The 16,210-nt window shown below is 73.5% G+C and carries 15 protein-coding genes; 8 read left to right on the top strand and 7 right to left on the bottom strand.

All coding sequences use genetic code 11. The features are described from left to right. Positions 1 to 212: 212 nt before the first annotated feature. Together PUR61_RS10050 and PUR61_RS10045 are read left to right on the top strand one after the other, a co-directional pair. On the top strand, positions 213 to 1,718 hold the full coding sequence (locus PUR61_RS10050) for a glutamate--cysteine ligase (protein ID WP_329877929.1): 1,506 nt from the start codon (positions 213 to 215) through the stop codon (positions 1,716 to 1,718). Between the two features lie 164 nt (positions 1,719 to 1,882). Beyond that, positions 1,883 to 2,671: a CPBP family intramembrane glutamic endopeptidase gene (locus PUR61_RS10045; protein ID WP_329877927.1), complete on the top strand. Its 789-nt coding sequence runs from the start codon at positions 1,883 to 1,885 to the stop codon at positions 2,669 to 2,671. A gap of 66 nt (positions 2,672 to 2,737) precedes the next feature. Here the strand turns inward: PUR61_RS10045 and PUR61_RS10040 are convergent, their stop codons facing one another. The 6 genes from PUR61_RS10040 to PUR61_RS10015 form a co-directional block, all read right to left on the bottom strand. Beyond that, positions 2,738 to 3,283 carry an HAD domain-containing protein gene (locus tag PUR61_RS10040; RefSeq protein WP_329877925.1) on the bottom strand — a complete coding sequence of 182 codons (546 nt, stop codon included), beginning with the start codon at positions 3,281 to 3,283 and terminating at the stop codon, positions 2,738 to 2,740. A gap of 100 nt (positions 3,284 to 3,383) precedes the next feature. Further along, on the bottom strand, positions 3,384 to 4,679 hold the full coding sequence (locus PUR61_RS10035; protein ID WP_329877923.1) for an MFS transporter: 1,296 nt from the start codon (positions 4,677 to 4,679) through the stop codon (positions 3,384 to 3,386). A gap of 61 nt (positions 4,680 to 4,740) precedes the next feature. Then, positions 4,741 to 5,442 carry a dienelactone hydrolase family protein gene (locus PUR61_RS10030; RefSeq protein WP_329877921.1) on the bottom strand — a complete coding sequence of 234 codons (702 nt, stop codon included), beginning with the start codon at positions 5,440 to 5,442 and terminating at the stop codon, positions 4,741 to 4,743. Positions 5,443 to 5,490: 48 nt separating this feature from the next. Continuing rightward, the gene (locus PUR61_RS10025) at positions 5,491 to 6,903 is read right to left on the bottom strand and encodes a sugar porter family MFS transporter (protein ID WP_329877919.1); all 1,413 of its coding nucleotides are present in this window, start codon (positions 6,901 to 6,903) and stop codon (positions 5,491 to 5,493) included. 229 nt (positions 6,904 to 7,132) lie between these two features. Beyond that, the gene (locus PUR61_RS10020; protein WP_329877917.1) at positions 7,133 to 7,762 is read right to left on the bottom strand and encodes an FMN-binding negative transcriptional regulator; all 630 of its coding nucleotides are present in this window, start codon (positions 7,760 to 7,762) and stop codon (positions 7,133 to 7,135) included. A 13-nt stretch (positions 7,763 to 7,775) separates the two neighbouring features. Continuing rightward, entirely contained in the window at positions 7,776 to 8,447 is a 672-nt protein-coding gene (locus PUR61_RS10015; protein ID WP_329877915.1) for a pyridoxamine 5'-phosphate oxidase family protein, read from the bottom strand. Positions 8,448 to 8,481: 34 nt separating this feature from the next. On the opposite strand from PUR61_RS10015, the gene PUR61_RS10010 reads away from it, so the two are divergent. Both PUR61_RS10010 and PUR61_RS10005 read left to right on the top strand, forming a co-directional pair. Continuing rightward, positions 8,482 to 9,819, top strand: a complete 1,338-nt coding sequence (locus PUR61_RS10010; RefSeq protein WP_329877913.1) for an aminotransferase class I/II-fold pyridoxal phosphate-dependent enzyme — start codon at positions 8,482 to 8,484, stop codon at positions 9,817 to 9,819. 156 nt (positions 9,820 to 9,975) lie between these two features. After that, positions 9,976 to 11,175, top strand: coding sequence for a GDSL-type esterase/lipase family protein (locus PUR61_RS10005; protein ID WP_329877911.1), 1,200 nt, complete (start codon positions 9,976 to 9,978; stop codon positions 11,173 to 11,175). A gap of 89 nt (positions 11,176 to 11,264) precedes the next feature. Here the strand turns inward: PUR61_RS10005 and PUR61_RS10000 are convergent, their stop codons facing one another. Further along, positions 11,265 to 12,623, bottom strand: coding sequence for an NAD(P)/FAD-dependent oxidoreductase (locus PUR61_RS10000; RefSeq protein WP_329877909.1), 1,359 nt, complete (start codon positions 12,621 to 12,623; stop codon positions 11,265 to 11,267). Between the two features lie 271 nt (positions 12,624 to 12,894). Here PUR61_RS10000 and PUR61_RS09995 point away from each other — a divergent pair, with 271 nt between their 5' ends. From PUR61_RS09995 to purB, 4 genes are all read left to right on the top strand, one after another. Next, positions 12,895 to 13,650, top strand: a complete 756-nt coding sequence (locus PUR61_RS09995; RefSeq protein WP_329877907.1) for a HipA family kinase — start codon at positions 12,895 to 12,897, stop codon at positions 13,648 to 13,650. Then, complete coding sequence (locus tag PUR61_RS09990) at positions 13,647 to 14,063, top strand: DUF3037 domain-containing protein (RefSeq protein ID WP_329877905.1); 417 nt, start codon at positions 13,647 to 13,649, stop codon at positions 14,061 to 14,063. The genes PUR61_RS09995 and PUR61_RS09990 overlap by 4 nt, the downstream gene beginning before the upstream one ends. A gap of 83 nt (positions 14,064 to 14,146) precedes the next feature. Continuing rightward, positions 14,147 to 14,596 (top strand): MarR family winged helix-turn-helix transcriptional regulator, encoded by a 450-nt coding sequence (locus tag PUR61_RS09985; RefSeq protein ID WP_329877903.1) that lies wholly within the window; start codon positions 14,147 to 14,149, stop codon positions 14,594 to 14,596. A gap of 165 nt (positions 14,597 to 14,761) precedes the next feature. Next, positions 14,762 to 16,192, top strand: a complete 1,431-nt coding sequence (purB, locus tag PUR61_RS09980) for an adenylosuccinate lyase (RefSeq protein WP_329877901.1) — start codon at positions 14,762 to 14,764, stop codon at positions 16,190 to 16,192. Positions 16,193 to 16,210 lie beyond the last annotated feature (18 nt).

Here is a 16,210-nt window from a genome sequence, read left to right as displayed (position 1 = left end):
GCCGGGCCGTGGGGCAGTGCGAATTCTACTCGAACAGGTGCGCAGGGTGACCTGTTTATCACAGGCGGTGGCGTCGGGCAAGTCGGCAGATTAACTGAAACGGCATCAGTTTCCTTGCATTGCAAGCCAATCGAAGCCATCGGGTATCGATCTTCGGGGTGGGCATGATGCTTGCACGGTCGCTCGGCCGGGCGGCTCTGGAGGAGGGGACCATGGGCGAGAAGGTCGTGGCGACGCGGGCGGACCTGTCGGACCGGCAGCTCTACCGGCGCAAGCTGCAGTCCAGCCTCGACGTGTTCGGCCGGATGCTGCGCGAGGACCGCTTCGAGCGACCACGGGCCGTGATGGGTCTGGAGATCGAGCTCAACCTGGCCGACGAGCAGGGCCTGCCGGTGATGAACAACGCGCAGGTGCTCACCGCGATCGGGTCCAGCGACTTCCAGACCGAGCTCGGCCGGTTCAACATCGAGGTCAACATCGCGCCGCACCGGCTCTGCGGGCACGTCTTCGAGGACCTGCACGAGGAGATCGACACCGGCTTGCGCTACGCCGACCGGCGGGCGAGCGAGGCCGGGGCGCGGATCGTGATGGTCGGCATCCTGCCGACCCTGGAGCACGACCACACCGGGTTGGACGCGATGTCCCACAACCAGCGGTACAGCCTGCTCAGCGACCAGATCCTGGCCGCCCGGGGCGAGGACATCACGCTGGACATCGAGGGCGTCGAGCGCCTCCAGCTGGAGTCCATCACCATGGTCGCGGAGGCCGCGGCCACGTCGCTCCAGCTGCACCTGCAGGTGACCCCCGAGCGGTTCTCCTCGGTCTGGAACGCCGCGCAGGCGATCTGCGGTCCGCAGCTCGCGCTCGGTGCCAACTCGCCCTTCCTGTTCGGCCGGGAGCTGTGGCGCGAGACCCGGCCGGTCCTGTTCCAGCAGGCCTGCGACACCCGTTCGGCGGAGCTCAAGGCCCAGGGCGTGCGCCCGATCACCTGGTTCGGCGAGCGCTGGGTGGACTCGGCGTACGACCTCTTCGAGGAGAACCTGCGGTACTTCCCGGCGCTGCTGCCGATCTGTGACGACGAGGACCCGGTGAAGGTGCTCGGCTCCGGAGGGGTCCCCCGGCTCGCCGAGATGCGGCTGCACAACGGCACCATCTACCGCTGGAACCGACCGGTGTACGACGTCAGCGGCGGGGTGCCGCACCTGCGGGTGGAGAACCGCGCGCTGCCGGCCGGGCCGACCGTCGCCGACACGCTCGCCAACGCGGCGTTCTACTACGGCGTGGTCCGGGTGCTGGCCGAGCAGGCGCGGCCGATCTGGACCAGGCTGCCGTTCGACCGGGCCGACGAGAACTTCCGGCAGGCGGCGCGGTACGGCGTCGACGCGGTGTTCCAGTGGCCGCGGCACGGCCGGGCCGGGCGCGGCGGCGGCCTGACCGCAGTGCCCGCCGTCGACCTCGTGCTGGGCGAGCTGCTGCCGATGGCGCACCAGGGACTCGACGCCTGGGGCGTGGAGCCGGCCGACCGGGACCGCTACCTCGGCATCATCGAGCAGCGCTGCCTGCGCCGGACCAACGGCGCCTCCTGGCAGAGCGCGACGTTCCACCGGCTGCGCGAGCAGTACGGGATGGACCGGCCGGCCGCCCTGGCGGCGATGACCCGCCGGTACATGGAGTACTCGCGCGCCGGCGAGCCGGTGCACACCTGGCCCGTGGGATAGGCGCGTCGCGGGGATCGGTCCGGACGAAGGTCCAGACGAAGCCGTCGCGGCCCCGGGCCGATCCGCCCCGCACACCCCACCGGCACGCTGTGGAAGGATGACCGCTCCGGCGGTCGGCCGACGGCCGGAGCGACGCCCGTCCGCCGTCCGCGCTGGAGCACCACGTGACCACCGTCCCGACCGAACCGCAGACCGCGAAGCCCACCCGCCGGCTGCTCGGCGTGGAGCTGCTGATCGTTCTCGGCCTGTCCCTCGGGGCCAGCGGCATCGGCGCGCTGATCAGCTTCGCGGGCTCGCTCACCGAACCGCTCAACCTGGGCCGGCAGGTCGCCACGCTGAACGGCTCACGGGCCCCCGGCCGGCCCTGGCTCGACCTGCTCTGGCAGCTGTACTACGTCGGACGCGGGCTGATGCCGGTCGTGCTGGTCGGCTACCTGCTGGTCCGCGAGGGCGTGGCGCTGCGGGTGCTCGGCTTCGACCTCGGGCAGAAGCTGCGCGACCTCGGCCGGGGCGCGGCGGTCGCGGCGGCGATCGGTGGTTCGGGACTGGCGCTGTACCTCGCCTCCCAGGCCGCCGGCTACAACCTCACGGTCGCGCCGTCCGGGCTGCCGGACGTGTGGTGGCGGATTCCGGTGCTGCTCGCCTCCGCCTGGCAGAACGCGATCCTGGAGGAGGTCGTCGTCCTCGGCTACCTGCTGCGCCGGCTGGGGCAACTGGGCTGGTCGTGGCCGGCCGCGGTGGTGGCGAGTTCGCTGCTGCGCGGCTCGTACCACCTGTACCAGGGGGTCGGGGGGCTGGTCGGCAACATCGTGATGGGCGTCGTGTTCTGCCTGCTCTACCGGCGGTGGGGGCGGGTGATGCCCCTGGTCGTGGCGCACGCGCTGATCGACACGGTGGCCTTCGTCGGGTACGCGCTGCTGGCCGGGCACGTGAGCTGGCTGCCGACCGGGTGAGGCCCGCCGCGTGCGGCCGGGCGGGGCAAGGGCGGCCCGGGCGGGTGGGCGTGGTGGGCCGGGAGGTCAACCGGCCTCGGGCCGGGCGGTGGGTCGGGTGGTGCGCGGGCGCAGGGTGGCGGGACGCGGCGGCCGGGCCAGCAGCCGGTCCACGTGCCGGCGTTCGAGGCCCCGGCCCGGATCGATCGGCAGCAACACGCGGTCGCGGCGCCAGAGTGCGCTGCGGACCAGCCGGCCGGGGATGACGTCGTCGACCCAGGCGAACGGCCGCCCGGCCGCGTAGCGCAGCAGCGGTGCCCACTTGCGGGCGGAGAACAGCTCCATCAACGGGACGCGCGGGTCGCCGGGCTGGGGCGTGTAGCCGGTGAACCGAACCAGCGGCAGCTCCGGCAGGCCGATCGCCGGGGCGATGTGGGCGTTGGCGTGCTCCTCCCAGGTGGTGGCCCAGACGAGTTCGTAGCCGGCGGCCAGTTCGCGCAGCCACGTGCCGTGCCGGGGGGAGAGCAGCACGGTGTAACCGAGCATGGTGTGCGCGTCGAAGTCGGTCTCCGGTCCGGGGCAGACCGGGTTGAGCACTCCGTCGACGTCCAGGAACAGCAGTGGCTTCGGCATCGGGCGCCCCCCAGGTCTCACTCGTCGTCACCTGGTCGGACGAGCCGGGTCCTCCGGTGGTTGCCCACCGGAGGGCGCATCCGGGGGCGCACGGGGCGCGTCAGAGGGTGGGAGCGGTTGCCGTGCGCGGTGCGCCCTGGGCGTCGGCGGCGGTGGGGCCGGCGGTCGGGCGTCTGGTGAGCCGGCGGACCTGCGGCTCCAGCAGGACGACCGCGCTGAGGAGGAAGGAGAGCGCGGCACAGGCCCAGAGCGCGCCGGAGAGGCCGAACAACCCGGCGGCGGGTCCGGCCAGCGCGGTGCCGAGCGGCGCCAGCGAGAGCGAGCCGAACTCGTCGTACGCGGCGACCCGGGAGAACGCCTCGGGCGGGATCTCCTGCTGGAGCGCGATCATCCAGTTGACGCCGAAGACGGTGACCCCCACGCCGGACAGGAACATCGACGCGGCCAGGACCGGCAGCGGGGCGGACACCGCCAGCGCCAGGGCGGGCACCCCGAACAGGAAGACGCCCCAGTTGCCGACCAGCAGGATCCTTCGCGGCTGCCAGCGCGCCATCAGCACGCCGGTGGCGACCAGGCCGACGCCGTAGGCCGCCATCGCGAGCCCCCAGTCGCGGGCCCCGCCGAGCCGTTCCTTCGCGACGATGGGCCCGTACACCGCCTCGACCGCGCTGATGCAGGCCACCAGGACCGAGAACTGGAGCACGATCACCCAGAGCCAGCGGCGGGAGGCGAACTCCTGCCACCCCTCGCGCAGGTCCCGCAGCATGCCGCCGCCCGCGGCCGCCGCCACGGGCGGCACCGTCTCCAGCAGGAACCGCAGCGCCGCGGCGACCAGGAAGCAGCCGGCGTCCAGGGCGAGCACCCAGCCGGGGCCCACCGCGGCGGTCAGCGCGCCACCGAGCGCCGCGCCGCCGATCTGGGCGGCGTTGAGGCCCATCCGGTACACCGAGAAGGCGCGGGCGGCGTGCTCCGGGGCGACGCTCTCCAGCACCATGCCCCCGGCGGCGGGGGCGTAGAACGCGTACCCGGCGCCACCGGCGGCGGAGAGCAGCAGCAGCTGCCAGAGCGGCGCCCCGCCGGCCAGTACGACCGCGGCGAGGGCCGCCTGGGCTGCCGCGCTGAAGAGGTTGGCACCGACCATGACGTGGTGGCGCGGCAACCGGTCGGCGAGGGCGCCGCCGAGCACCAGCAGCAGGACGGTGGGCAGCAGCCGGGCCGCGGTGACGTAGCCGACCTCGGTGGTGGAACCGCCGCCCTCCAGGACCGCGAAGGCGGTGGCGATCGGGGCACCGGCGTTGCCGAGGCCGCCGATCACGGTGGCGGCGGTCTGGATCCGGAAGTTGCGGCTCGCCCAGGCGAACCGGGGCCGGGACACGGGGGAGGGTGGGCTCTGCACCCGGCGACTATGCCGGGGGAGCGGTCAGCTGTCCAGCGAGTTTCGCCCCTTACCGAACCGCTCAGCCGAGGTGGCCCCAGAGGAAGCTGACGGTGCGGAGCCAGGCCGTCCGGGCCTGCAGCGGGTCGTAGGTGCCGAGCAGGTCCTCCTCGTTCATGAAGGCGTGGCCGGCCGGGTAGAAGTGGATCTCCGGACGGACGTCGGTGGCCTCCCCGATCCGGATCGCGGCCTCGTCGACGGCCTTCATCGGGACGGACCGGTCGTGTTCGGCGAAGTGGCCGAGGACGTGCGCGGTCAGGCCGCGGTACTCGAACTCCCGGTCGGGCGGCAGGCCGTAGAACGGCACCGCGGCGGCCACCCGGTCGCCCTCGGCGGCGGCCAGCAGGAGGGCGAAGCCGCCGCCCATGCAGAAGCCGACCACCCCGACCGCGTCGCCGACCACGCCCTCCAGACCGAGCAGGTGGCCGACCGCGCCGCGCAGGTCCTGGACGGCCTGCTCGACGGGCAGCTCGCGTTCGAGCCGCGCCGCCTCGGCGCGGTCGTGGGTGGTGTCGCCGCCGAACAGGTCCGGCGCCAGGACGGTGAAGCCCTCGGCGGCGAACCGGTCCGCGACCCCGGCCAGGTACGGGGTCAGCCCCCACCACTCCTGGACCAGCACCAGGCCGGGGCCGAGGCCCTGCGGCGGGCGGGCCAGGTACCCGTGGGCCTCACGGCCGCCGCTCGGGAAGACGGTGTTCTGCCGGGAGCCGCGCTGGTCGGGCATGGCTTCCTCTCGGGGACGGGCCGCGCGCGGCGGCATGGACGTCGGAGCTCAGCCCATCTCCTCCAGGGAGCGGCCCTTGGTCTCCTTGATGCAGAAGGCCACGAACGGGATGGAGAGCAGGGCGAAGACCGCGTAGATGACGTACGTCGCCGACAGGTTCCAGTCGGCGAGGTCGGGGAAGCTGACGGTGATCGCCCAGTTGGCGATCCACTGGGCGGACGCGGCGACGGACAGGGCGAGCGCGCGGATCCGGTTCGGGAACATCTCGCCGAGCAGCACCCAGACCACCACGCCCCAGGAGAAGGCGAAGCAGAACACGAAGACGTGGGCGGCGACCAGCGCGACCGTGGCGTGGGCGTCGTCCAGGGTGGCGGCGTCGCCGGTGCCGTGCCGGTAGGAGAACGCCCAGGCGGCGGTGGCCAGCGCGACGGCCATACCGGCCGACCCGGCCAGGGCGAGGGGCTTGCGGCCGATCCGGTCCACCAGGGCCATCGCGATCACCGTGCCGATGACGTTGACGATCGACGTGGAGAGGCTGATCAGCAGCGAGTTGGACTCGTTGATGCCGACCGACTGCCAGAGGAAGGAGGAGTAGTAGAAGATCACGTTGATGCCGACGAACTGCTGGAAGACCGAGGCACCGATGCCGACCCAGACGATCGGCAGCAGGCCGAACCGGCCGCCCAGCAGGTCCTTGAGCCGCGGCTTGTGGCTGGACTCCAGGACTCCGCGGATCTCCGCCACCCGGGCGTCCAGGTCGACGCCCTCGCCCTCGACCTCCAGCAGCACCTTGCGGGCCTGCGCCTCCCGCCGGTCGGCGATCAGGTAGCGCGGGGACTCCGGGATGGCCAGTGCCATCAGCCCGTAGACGATGGCCGGGATCGCCTCCACGCCGAGCATCCACTGCCAGGCCTGGACGCCGCCCAGGTGGCCGGTGGACTCGCCCCCGGCCGCCTGGTTGAGCGCCCAGTTGGCGAGCTGGGAGACGGTGATGCCGAGCACGATCGCCATCTGCTGGAAGGAGGCCAGCCGGCCGCGGTAGGCGGTCGGGGCGACCTCGGCGATGTAGGTCGGCGCGATGACCGAGGCGATGCCGATCGCCACGCCTCCGACCACCCGCCAGGTGGCCAGCACCTCGATGCTCGGCGGGAACATCGAGCCGACGCCGCTGATCGCGAACAGGACGGCGGCCAGCAGCATGGTGCGGACCCGGCCGAGGTGGTCGGCCAGCCGCCCGGCGGCCACCGCGCCGGCGGCCGAGCCGAGCAGGGCGATGGCCACCACGAAGGCGGTCTCGCCGTTGCCCACGTCGAAGTGCTTCTGGATGCCCGTCACCGCGCCGTTGATCACCGCGCTGTCGTAGCCGAACAGGAAACCGCCCATCGCGGCGGCGGCGGAGATGAAGACGACGTGTCCGAGGTGGGCCTCACCGGAGGCCGGATGGGTATGGGTTCTGGACACGTGCGCTCCCCGGGGTGGACGGCCCGCCCCACGGCCGAGCGGGCAGGATTCGTGTCACATTCGACCAGCGGAGGGCGGGTTCCGCCCGAATACGGGCTGATCGGGTGACTTGGCGTCAGCCCGGATACCCCGGGACCCGGGTTCCATGCGGGTACCGGGGTGACCGGGGTACGGGTGTGGTGGGGGAGCCGCGGCGACCGGTCGGCCGGCGCTCCGCGGTCGGCGCGCGCTACGGGCGGGGGGCCCGCCGGGCGTTGCGGCGCAGCAACTGCGCGCGGGTGCCCGCGTCCAGGCCGAGGCCGCGCGCGGCGAGCCGGTCGGCGAGCGCGTACTGCTCGGCCGGCGGCTTCTTGTCGTCGAACTTGAACTTGGCGCGGACCTCGCGGACCGTCAGCCGCAGCCCGCGCAGGCCCGGGAGGAGGCGGCCGAACTCGCCCTCGCCGGGGACCACCCGGGTCTGCGGGGTCTCGGGCTGGAAGTGCGCCAGCTGGCGGTTGAGGATCTCCGCCTTGCCGGCCGCGTCCTCGACGATCTCGGCGGTGGCGTGGAAGTGGACCGAGGCGTAGTAGCTGGTCGGCGTGCCGGGCTCGCCGCGCCAGTGGCCGGGCGCGAAGGCGTAGTCGTCGGTCACCGCGAGGGTGACCTCCGGGTCGTCCCGGACGGCGGCCAGCAGGGGGTTGGGCGCGGCGAGGTGGAGCAGGATCTCGCCGTGCCCGGCATCCAGCAGGAAGTGCGTGGGGACGAGGACGGGACCCCGGCCCGGTCCGCCGTTGGCGGCGAGCAGGCCGAAGTCGCGCCCCTCGGCGAGCCAGGCCCGCCACTCGGCCTCGTCGCCGCGGTCCCAGGACCGGATCAGCATCGGTGCGCCCCCGTCAGGCCGTCAGGTCGCGGACGTTGGCGGGGAGCGGCACGGTGGTGGAGGCGTCCGGCTCGGGTGTGCCGTAGCCGCTGGTGACCGGGACGACGCCGGCCCAGTGCGGCAGGTCGAGGTCCTCGGCGTCGTCGTCGGCGAGGTCGGCGCGGGTCTTGGCGGAGACCTCGTCGAGGTCGAGGCGGATCACGGCGGTGGCGGCGAGCTCCTTGGCGTTGGCCGGGCGGACCTCGGCGGAGCGGCCGGGGACGACCTGGTCGACCAGGGCGTCGAGCGCGGTCGTCAGCTCCTCGGGATCGGTGACCTGGTGGGCGGTGCCGTGGGCGACCACCGAGCGGAAGTTGATCGAGTGGTTGAACGCCGACTTGGTCAGCACCAGGGCGTCGACCAGGGTGACGGTGACGCAGACCGGCAGGCCCTGGTCACCCCGGGCCCCGCGCAGCGGCCGGCTGCCGGTGGAGCCGTGCACGTAGAGTCGGTCGCCGACCCGCGCGTGGATGGTGGGCAGCACCACCGGGGCGCCGTCGGCGACGAACCCGAGGTGGCAGAGGTAGGTGGCGTCGAGGATGGCGTGGATCGCCTCCCGCTCCCAGGTGGCGCGGTCCTTGTAGCGGGTGGGAGTGGTGCGCGGGGTGCGCGGGTAGGACGCTTCGCCGTCCGGCCTGGTCGACATGACAACCTCTATGTACTAGTGCATAATCTGTTTTGTGCTAGGAGACTATCGGATCACCGGTCGGCGTGCCAGCGAAATCGCGGCCGACGTCGAGCAGGGCGTCAGCAGCGGCCGACTGGCCCCCGGCGCGGCGCTGCCCCCCTTGCGCGACCTCGCGACCGAACTCGGCGTCAACCCCAACACCGTGGCCGCCGCCTACCGGCTGCTCCGCGACCGCGGCGTGATCGAGACCGCCGGCCGCAAGGGCAGCCGGATCCGCCCCCGGCCGCCCCACACCCCCCGCGACCAGCTCCGGCTGCCCGTCCCGCCGAACGCCCGCGACCTCTCCAACGGCAACCCCGACCCGGCGTTGCTGCCCGACCTCACCCCCGCCCTCGCCGCCGCCGCCGAGGCCGCCCGGCGCGCCCCCGTGCGCTACGGGGGGTCGGCCGCCGACGCCGGCCTGCTCGCGCTGGCGGGCGCGGGCTTCGCCGCCGACGGCCTGCCGGCCGGGCCGATCGCCGTCGCCTCCGGCTCGCTCGACACCATCGAGCGGATCCTGGCCACCCGGCTGCGCCCCGGCGACGCCGTCGCCGTCGAGGACCCGGGCTGGGGGAGCCTGCTGGACCTGCTGCCGGCGCTGGGCCTGCGGGCCGCGCCGGTCCGGCTGGACGACGCGGGTCCGCTGCCCGACGCGCTGGCCGAGGCGCTGGCCGGCGGGGCCCGGGCGGTCGTCGTGACCAGCCGGGCGCAGAATCCCACCGGGGCGGTGCTCACCGCCGGCCGGGCCGAGGAGCTGCGGGCGGTGCTGGCCGGCCATCCGGACGTGCTGCTGATCGAGGACGATCACGGTCACGGCATCGTCGACCAGCCCTACCGCCCGCTGGCCGGGGCCGGTCCGACGCACTGGGCGGTGGTCCGCTCGGCGGCCAAGGCCTACGGGCCGGACCTGCGGCTCTCGGTCGCCGTCGGCGACGAGGACACCATCGGTCGCGTGCTCGGGAGGCAGCGGCTCGGGGCCGGCTGGGTCAGTCATCTGCTCCAGTGCACGGTGGCCGAGCTGTGGCGCACCGACGCGGCGCCGGCCGGGCGGGTCGCCGCCGCGTACCGGGCGCGCCGGGACGCGCTGATCGGCGACCTGGCCGCGCGCGGGATCGCGGCGCACGGGGCGAGCGGGCTCAACGTCTGGGTGCCGGTGCCGGACGAGACCACCGTGCTGGCCTCCCTGGTGCAGCGGGGCTGGGTCGTGGCGCCCGGCGCGCGGTACCGGCTGCAGTCCCCGCCCGGGCTGCGGATCACCGTCGCGGAGCTGGACCCCGCGGAGGCGCGGCGTCTGGCCGATGACCTGGCCGGCGTCCTCGGAACGGGCGGCGCCGTTTCGCGACTGAGCTGAACCGGTCGGTAACCCAGCGAGAAATCCGGTGCAGATACCTAGCGGTAACAAGCGCGAGCATGTCATCTTCATCGCGCCACCGGCCGGCGGCCCACCCTCACCTCCGTGTCTCCCCGACCCCACTGTGCGGGCGAGACCGACCGCAGGAGTTCCGCCGTGCCCGAAAACCGTTCGAGCATCATCCGCAGGACCACCTCCTGGAGCGGGCGGCTGCTCACCGCAGCCCTCGCACTCCCGCTGGCCACCGCGCTGACCACCGCGCCGGCGGTCGCCGCCCCGGCGTCCCCCGCCGGCGCGGTTCTCGCCGGGCAGACCGCCAGCGTCACCCTCGGCGACAGCTACATCTCCGGCGAGGCCGGCCGCTGGAAGGGCAACTCCGTTGCCTCCGGCGGCAGCCGGGCCGGAACCGACCGGGCCTGGAGCGGCAGCTCGGCCGACCCGGCCAGGATCTACGGCGCCACCTACGCGAGCGGGTGCGACCGCTCGGACGTGGCAGAGGTGCGCAGCGCACCGACCGTGGCCCAGGTCCAGATCAACCTGGCCTGTTCGGGTGCCGTCGCCGAGAACGTCTTCCGTGCCGCCGCCGGCGGCCGGTCCTTCAAGGGCGAGGCCCCGCAGGCCGACCAGCTCGCCGCCGTGGCGAAGCAGTACAGCGTCAAGCTGGTCACGCTGTCGATCGGGGGCAACGACCTCGGCTTCGCCGACGTGATCGAGACCTGCGTCGCCGACTACCTCGTCTGGTACTCCTACTGTCACGACGACCAGCAGAGCGAGGTCGACGCCCGGATGCCGGCGGCGATGGCCGGGGTCGGCAAGGCGGTGGACGAGATCCGCACGGTGATGGCGGCTGCCGGATACGGGAGCGGCGACTACCGGATCGTGCTCCAGTCCTACCCGTCGCCGATCCCGAGGGCCGCCGAGATCCGCTACCCGGAGAGCGGCTGGAGCCGGTCGGACACCGGCGGCTGTCCGCTCTGGAACGGCGACGCGGACTGGGCGCGGGACTCGCTGGTGCCGCAGATCTCCCGCTCGCTGGCCGGGGTCGCGGCGGCCAAGGGCGTGCAGTTCCTGGACCTGGCCGACACGCTGCAGGGGCGCGAGGTCTGCTCGAAGGCGACCCGGCAGGCCACCTCGACCAGCGCGCCCTCCGCCACCACCAGTGAGTGGGCGAGGTTCCTGGACGGCGGGCTCAACACCTCCCAGGGCACCCTCCAGGAGTCCCTGCACCCCAACTACTACGGGCAGTTGGCTCTCGGGCGATGCCTGACCCTGCTGTTCGCCAGGCCGAGCGGCAACTGGGCCTGCCGCAACACGGCGGGGCAGGACGCCGGCGGGATGTACCTGACCGCGAAGTAGCGTGCGGTGAAAGGCCGGTGCCCCTCCCGCGACGGCCGTCGCGGGAGGGGCACCGGCGCCGGCCGGACGGCGCGGACGCGGCCGGGCGGTCAGCCCTTGGCGAGCAGCGCCTGGGCGTGCGCCTTCACCTGATCCTTCGTCAGATAGGCGTCGGTGTACTCGAAGTCGCGCAACCGGGCGGGCTGGCGGGCCAGGAAGCCGGTGCGGACGAAGTCGTCACCGGCGGTCGCGTTGAGCAGCCAGTTCGCGCCGACCCGGAACTTGGCGGCGTTGGTGCGCATCGCCATCAGGTGGTACCCGCGTGCCACCACCTGGGCAGGCACCCCGCGCAGTTCCACGCCGATCGGCTTCGACACGGCGTCCTTGCCGCCGAGGTCCACGACCAGGCCCAGGTCCTTGTGGTAGTAGGGCTCCAGCGGCTGGTGGCGGAGGGCGGCGATCACGTTGCCGGCCACGGCACGGCCCTGGCGGGCCGAGTGCTGGGCGGTCGGCGGGCAGACCGCGCCGTCGCCCTTGGCGAGGTCGGGCACGGCGGCCGCGTCGCCGAGCGCGAAGACGCCTTCGAACTGCGGCACCCGCATCTCCGCCGTCACCGCGATCCGGCCGCGCACGGTCTCCGCGTCGAGGGTGCCGATCAGCGGGCTGGCCGCGACGCCCGCCGTCCAGATCAGGGTCCGGCAGGGCAGCACCCGGCCGTCGGTGAACTTGACCGACTCGGCGCCGACCTCGGCCACCGAGACGCCCAGCGAGACCTCGATGCCGCGCCCGCGCAGGACCTCCAGGGCGGCGGTGCCGAGCGCGTCGCCGAGTTCGGGCATCAGCTTCGGGGCGATGTCGATCAGGTGCCACTTGATCTGGCGGGCGTCCAGCCGCGGGTAGCGGAGGGCCGCCGCCGTGGTGAGCCGTTGCAGACAGGCGGCGGTCTCGGTGCCGGCGTAGCCGCCGCCGACCACCACGAACTGGAGCCGGGACTCGCGCTCGCGCTGGTCCAGCGTGGCGGAGGCGAGGTCGAGTTGGGCGATCACGTGGTCCCGGACGTACGTCGCCTCGGCGAGCGTCTTCATCCCGCGCGCGTAGTCGGTCAGGCCGGGGATGTCGAAGGTGCGGGTGACGCTGCCGGGGGCGAGGACCAGGTAGTCGTACTTCAGCGCCACCACCTCGTCGGTGATCTTGCGGACCACGCAGACCTTGGACCCGGGATCGACGCCGATCGCGCCGCCGGGGACGATGTGCGTCCGGCGCAGCGTCCGGCGCAACGAGACGGCCACCGACTGCGGGGTGAGCACGCCGGCCGCCACGTGCGGCAGCAGGGGCAGGTACAGCTGGTAGCTGAATGGTGTGACCAGTGAGATCTCCGCCTCCGAGGGAGCGAGCTTGCGCTCCAGACGGCGCGCGCACTCCAGCCCGGCGAAGCCGCCGCCCACGATCAGGATCCGGGGTCGTTCCATCGTGCGTCCCTCACAGTGCATGTCGTTCAGTCACGGTGTCGTTCAGTCACGGTGCGGGCCGAGTCGGTGCCGGTCGAATCGGCGCAGTTCACAGCGGTGCAGGTCACGGCAGTACAGGTGCCAGTGGTGCAGGTGGTGCCGGGCAGGCGTCTACCCCGCTACTGTCCGCCACACTCGCACGGAGCAGCACGGGCTGCCACCGGGACGACCCGGGCGGGCGAGCATGCCGAGCGACACCCGCCCCGTGCATATGCCGGATAGGCTGTCGGCCGTGCTCCCCGAGGTGACGGCGGTCCGTTATGTGACGCCACTGCGAGAAGGCGGCTCGATGCCGGGCCTGGTCGAGGCCGACGACCGGCGGCTCTACGCGCTGAAATGGGTCGGTGCCGCGCAGGGCCGCAAGGCGCTGGTCGCGGAGGTGCTGGCCGGGGAGCTCGGCCGGCGGCTCGGCCTGCCGGTGCCCGAACTGGTCACCGTCGACCTGGACCCGGTGCTGGCGCGCAGCGAGCCGGACCCGCAGATCCAGGATCAGATGAGGGCCAGCGGCGGGGTCAACCTGGGCATGGCCTTCGTCAGCGGTGCGCTCAACTTCGACCCGGTCTGCTTCGAGGTGGACTCCGGACTGGCCGGTCAGGTGCTCTGGTTCGACGCGCTGATCGGCAACGTCGACCGCTCCTGGCGCAATCCCAACCTGCTGGTCGCGACCGGCGGGCTGCGGCTGATCGACCACGGCGCCAGCCTGATCTTCCACCACCACTGGCCCGGCGCCGCTGCCTGGACCCGCCGGGCGTACGACGCCTCCGACCACGCGCTGCTGCGCGCCGAGCCCGACCTGCTCGCGGCCGACAAGGTGCTCGCCCCGCTGGCGGAGTCGGCGATCGGGGAGGCGGTGGCGCGGATCCCCGACGTCTGGCTGGTGGACGAGCCGGGGTTCGACTCGCCCGAGGCGGTGCGCGCCGCGTACCGCGCCCAGCTGACCGAGCGACTGGCCGGTCCGCGGGACTGGCTGCCGGAGGTGTCCGCATGACCGGCCCGATCCGGTCGGCGCTGCCGGCCGTCGCCGAACTGCACGACTACGAGTACGCGGTGATCCGGGCGGTGCCCCGGGTGGAGCGCGGCGAGTGCGTCAACGTCGGCGTGCTGCTGTACTGCCGGCAGAGCGCCCACCTGGCGGCGCGGACGCACCTGGACCAGGCGCGGCTGCTGGCGCTGGACCCGGTGGTCGACGTCGCCGGGGTGCGGCGGGCGCTGCACGGGATCGAGGTGGTCTGCCAGGGCGGGCCGCAGGCCGGTCCGGCGGCGGCGGACAGCCCGGGTCAGCGGTTCCGCTGGCTGACCGCGCCGCGCAGCGCGGTGGTCCAGCCGGGGCCGGTGCACACCGGGCTGACCGCGGACCCGGAGGCCGAGCTGCGGCGGCTCTTCGACCAGCTGGTGCTCTGACCGGGCAGCCCGCGCTCCGGGCGGCAGGTCTTTGCCGTGCTCAAAGCTTGAGTTACTGAAGCACTCGGTCGTACCCTGACCTCATGGGTTCGACAGCGACGACGACCGTACCGACCAACGGCGAGCTGATGGAGGCACTGGCCGCCGTCGGCGCCGCGTACTTCCAGGACTTCGCGGCCGCCGCGTCCCGGCACGGTCTCTCCTCCTCGCAGGCCAAGGCGCTCGGCGCCGTCCAGGAGCCGGTGCCGATGCGCGCGCTGGCCGGCCGCCTCGGCTGTGACGCCTCCAACGTGACCGGGATCGTCGACCGTCTGGAGTCGCTGGGCCTGGCCCACCGCGAGGCGGCGGCCGGGGACCGGCGGGTCAAGATCGTCGTCATCACCGAGCAGGGCCGGGAGATTCTGGGGCTGATCCGGGGCGAGATGATCCGGACCCACCAGGCCATCGGGACCATGACCGACGAGCAGCGGGTGGCGCTGCACTCGGTCTGCGTCCAGGTGCTCCCGGTGCTCAGCGGCCGGGCGGCTCCCTGAAGCCTCCGCGACTCCCGGGGGCCCTCCGCGACTCCCGGGCGCGCCCGGCGCGACCGCTGCCCGGTTTCCGTCGGCCCCCGGCCCGGGTCGCTCCGTCCGGCCCGTCCGCCGTGGCCGCCGGACCGGCGCGGTTCCGGCTGACCTCGGCTGTTAGGCTTGCGAAGCGTGAGCGCGAAGCCCCAGATCCCCAATGTCCTGGCCTCCCGGTACGCCTCGGCGACCCTGGCCCAGCTCTGGTCCCCCGAGCACAAGGTGGTGCTTGAGCGCCACCTCTGGCTTGCCGTCCTGAAGGCCCAGCAGGACCTCGGCGTCGAGGTGCCGGCCACGGCCGTCGCCGACTACGAGCGAGTGATCGACCAGGTCGACCTCGCGTCGATCGCCGCCCGCGAGCGGATCACCCGGCACGACGTGAAGGCCCGCATCGAGGAGTTCAGCGAGCTCGCCGGCCACGAGCAGATCCACAAGGGGATGACCTCCCGCGATCTGACCGAGAACGTCGAGCAGCTGCAGATCCGGCAGTCGTTGGAGCACGTGCGCGACCGCGCCGTGGCCGTCCTGGTCCGGCTGGGCCGTCTCTCCGCCCAGCACGCCGAGCTGGTCGTGGCCGGCCGCTCGCACAACGTGGCCGCGCAGGCCACCACCCTGGGCAAGCGCTTCGCGTCCGTCGCCGACGAGCTGCTGGTCGCCTTCCGCCGCCTGGAGGAGCTGATCGCCCGGTACCCGCTGCGCGGGATCAAGGGCCCGGTCGGCACCGCCCAGGACATGCTCGACCTGCTCGACGGCGACACCGACAAGCTCTCCGAGCTGGAGCGCCGGGTCGCCGCGCACCTCGGCTTCGACAACGTGCTCACCAGCGTCGGCCAGGTCTACCCGCGCTCGCTGGACTTCGAGGTCCTGACCGCCCTCGTCCAGCTGTCGGCCGCGCCGTCCAGCCTGGCCAAGACGATCCGCCTGATGGCCGGCCACGAGCTGGTCACCGAGGGGTTCAAGGAGGGCCAGGTCGGCTCCTCCGCGATGCCGCACAAGATGAACACCCGCTCCTGCGAGCGCGTCAACGGCCTGGCCGTCATCCTGCGCGGCTACGCGTCGATGACCGCCGAGCTGGCCGGCGACCAGTGGAACGAGGGCGACGTCTCCTGCTCCGTGGTCCGCCGGGTCGCGCTGCCGGACGCCTTCTTCGCGTTCGACGGTCTGCTGGAGACCTTCCTGACCGTCCTCGACGAGTTCGGCGCCTTCCCCGCCGTGATCGAGGCCGAGCTGGACCGCTACCTGCCGTTCCTGGCCACCACCAAGGTGCTGATGGGCGCGGTCCGCGCGGGCGTCGGCCGGGAGGCCGGCCACGAGGTCATCAAGGAGCACGCCGTCGCCTCCGCGCTCGCGATGCGCGCCGGCGCCCGGGAGAACGAGCTGCTGGACCGCCTCGCGAACGACGAGCGGATCCCGCTGGACCGGGCCGCGCTGGACGCGCTGCTGGGTGACCGGCTCGCCTTCACCGGCGCCGCCGGTGCCCAGGTCGCCGAGGTCGTCCGGCAGATCGAGGCGGTCGCGGCCGCCCACCCCGAGGCCGCCAAGTACGCTCCGGGCGACATCCTCTGACGTTCCGTCAGGCTGGTC

This window comes from Streptomyces sp. BE20, from assembly GCF_036322525.1.
GTDB lineage: Bacteria > Actinomycetota > Actinomycetes > Streptomycetales > Streptomycetaceae > Kitasatospora.
The sequence above is the reverse complement of the archived record's forward strand: the minus strand, read 5'-3'. Positions and strand labels throughout refer to the sequence as shown.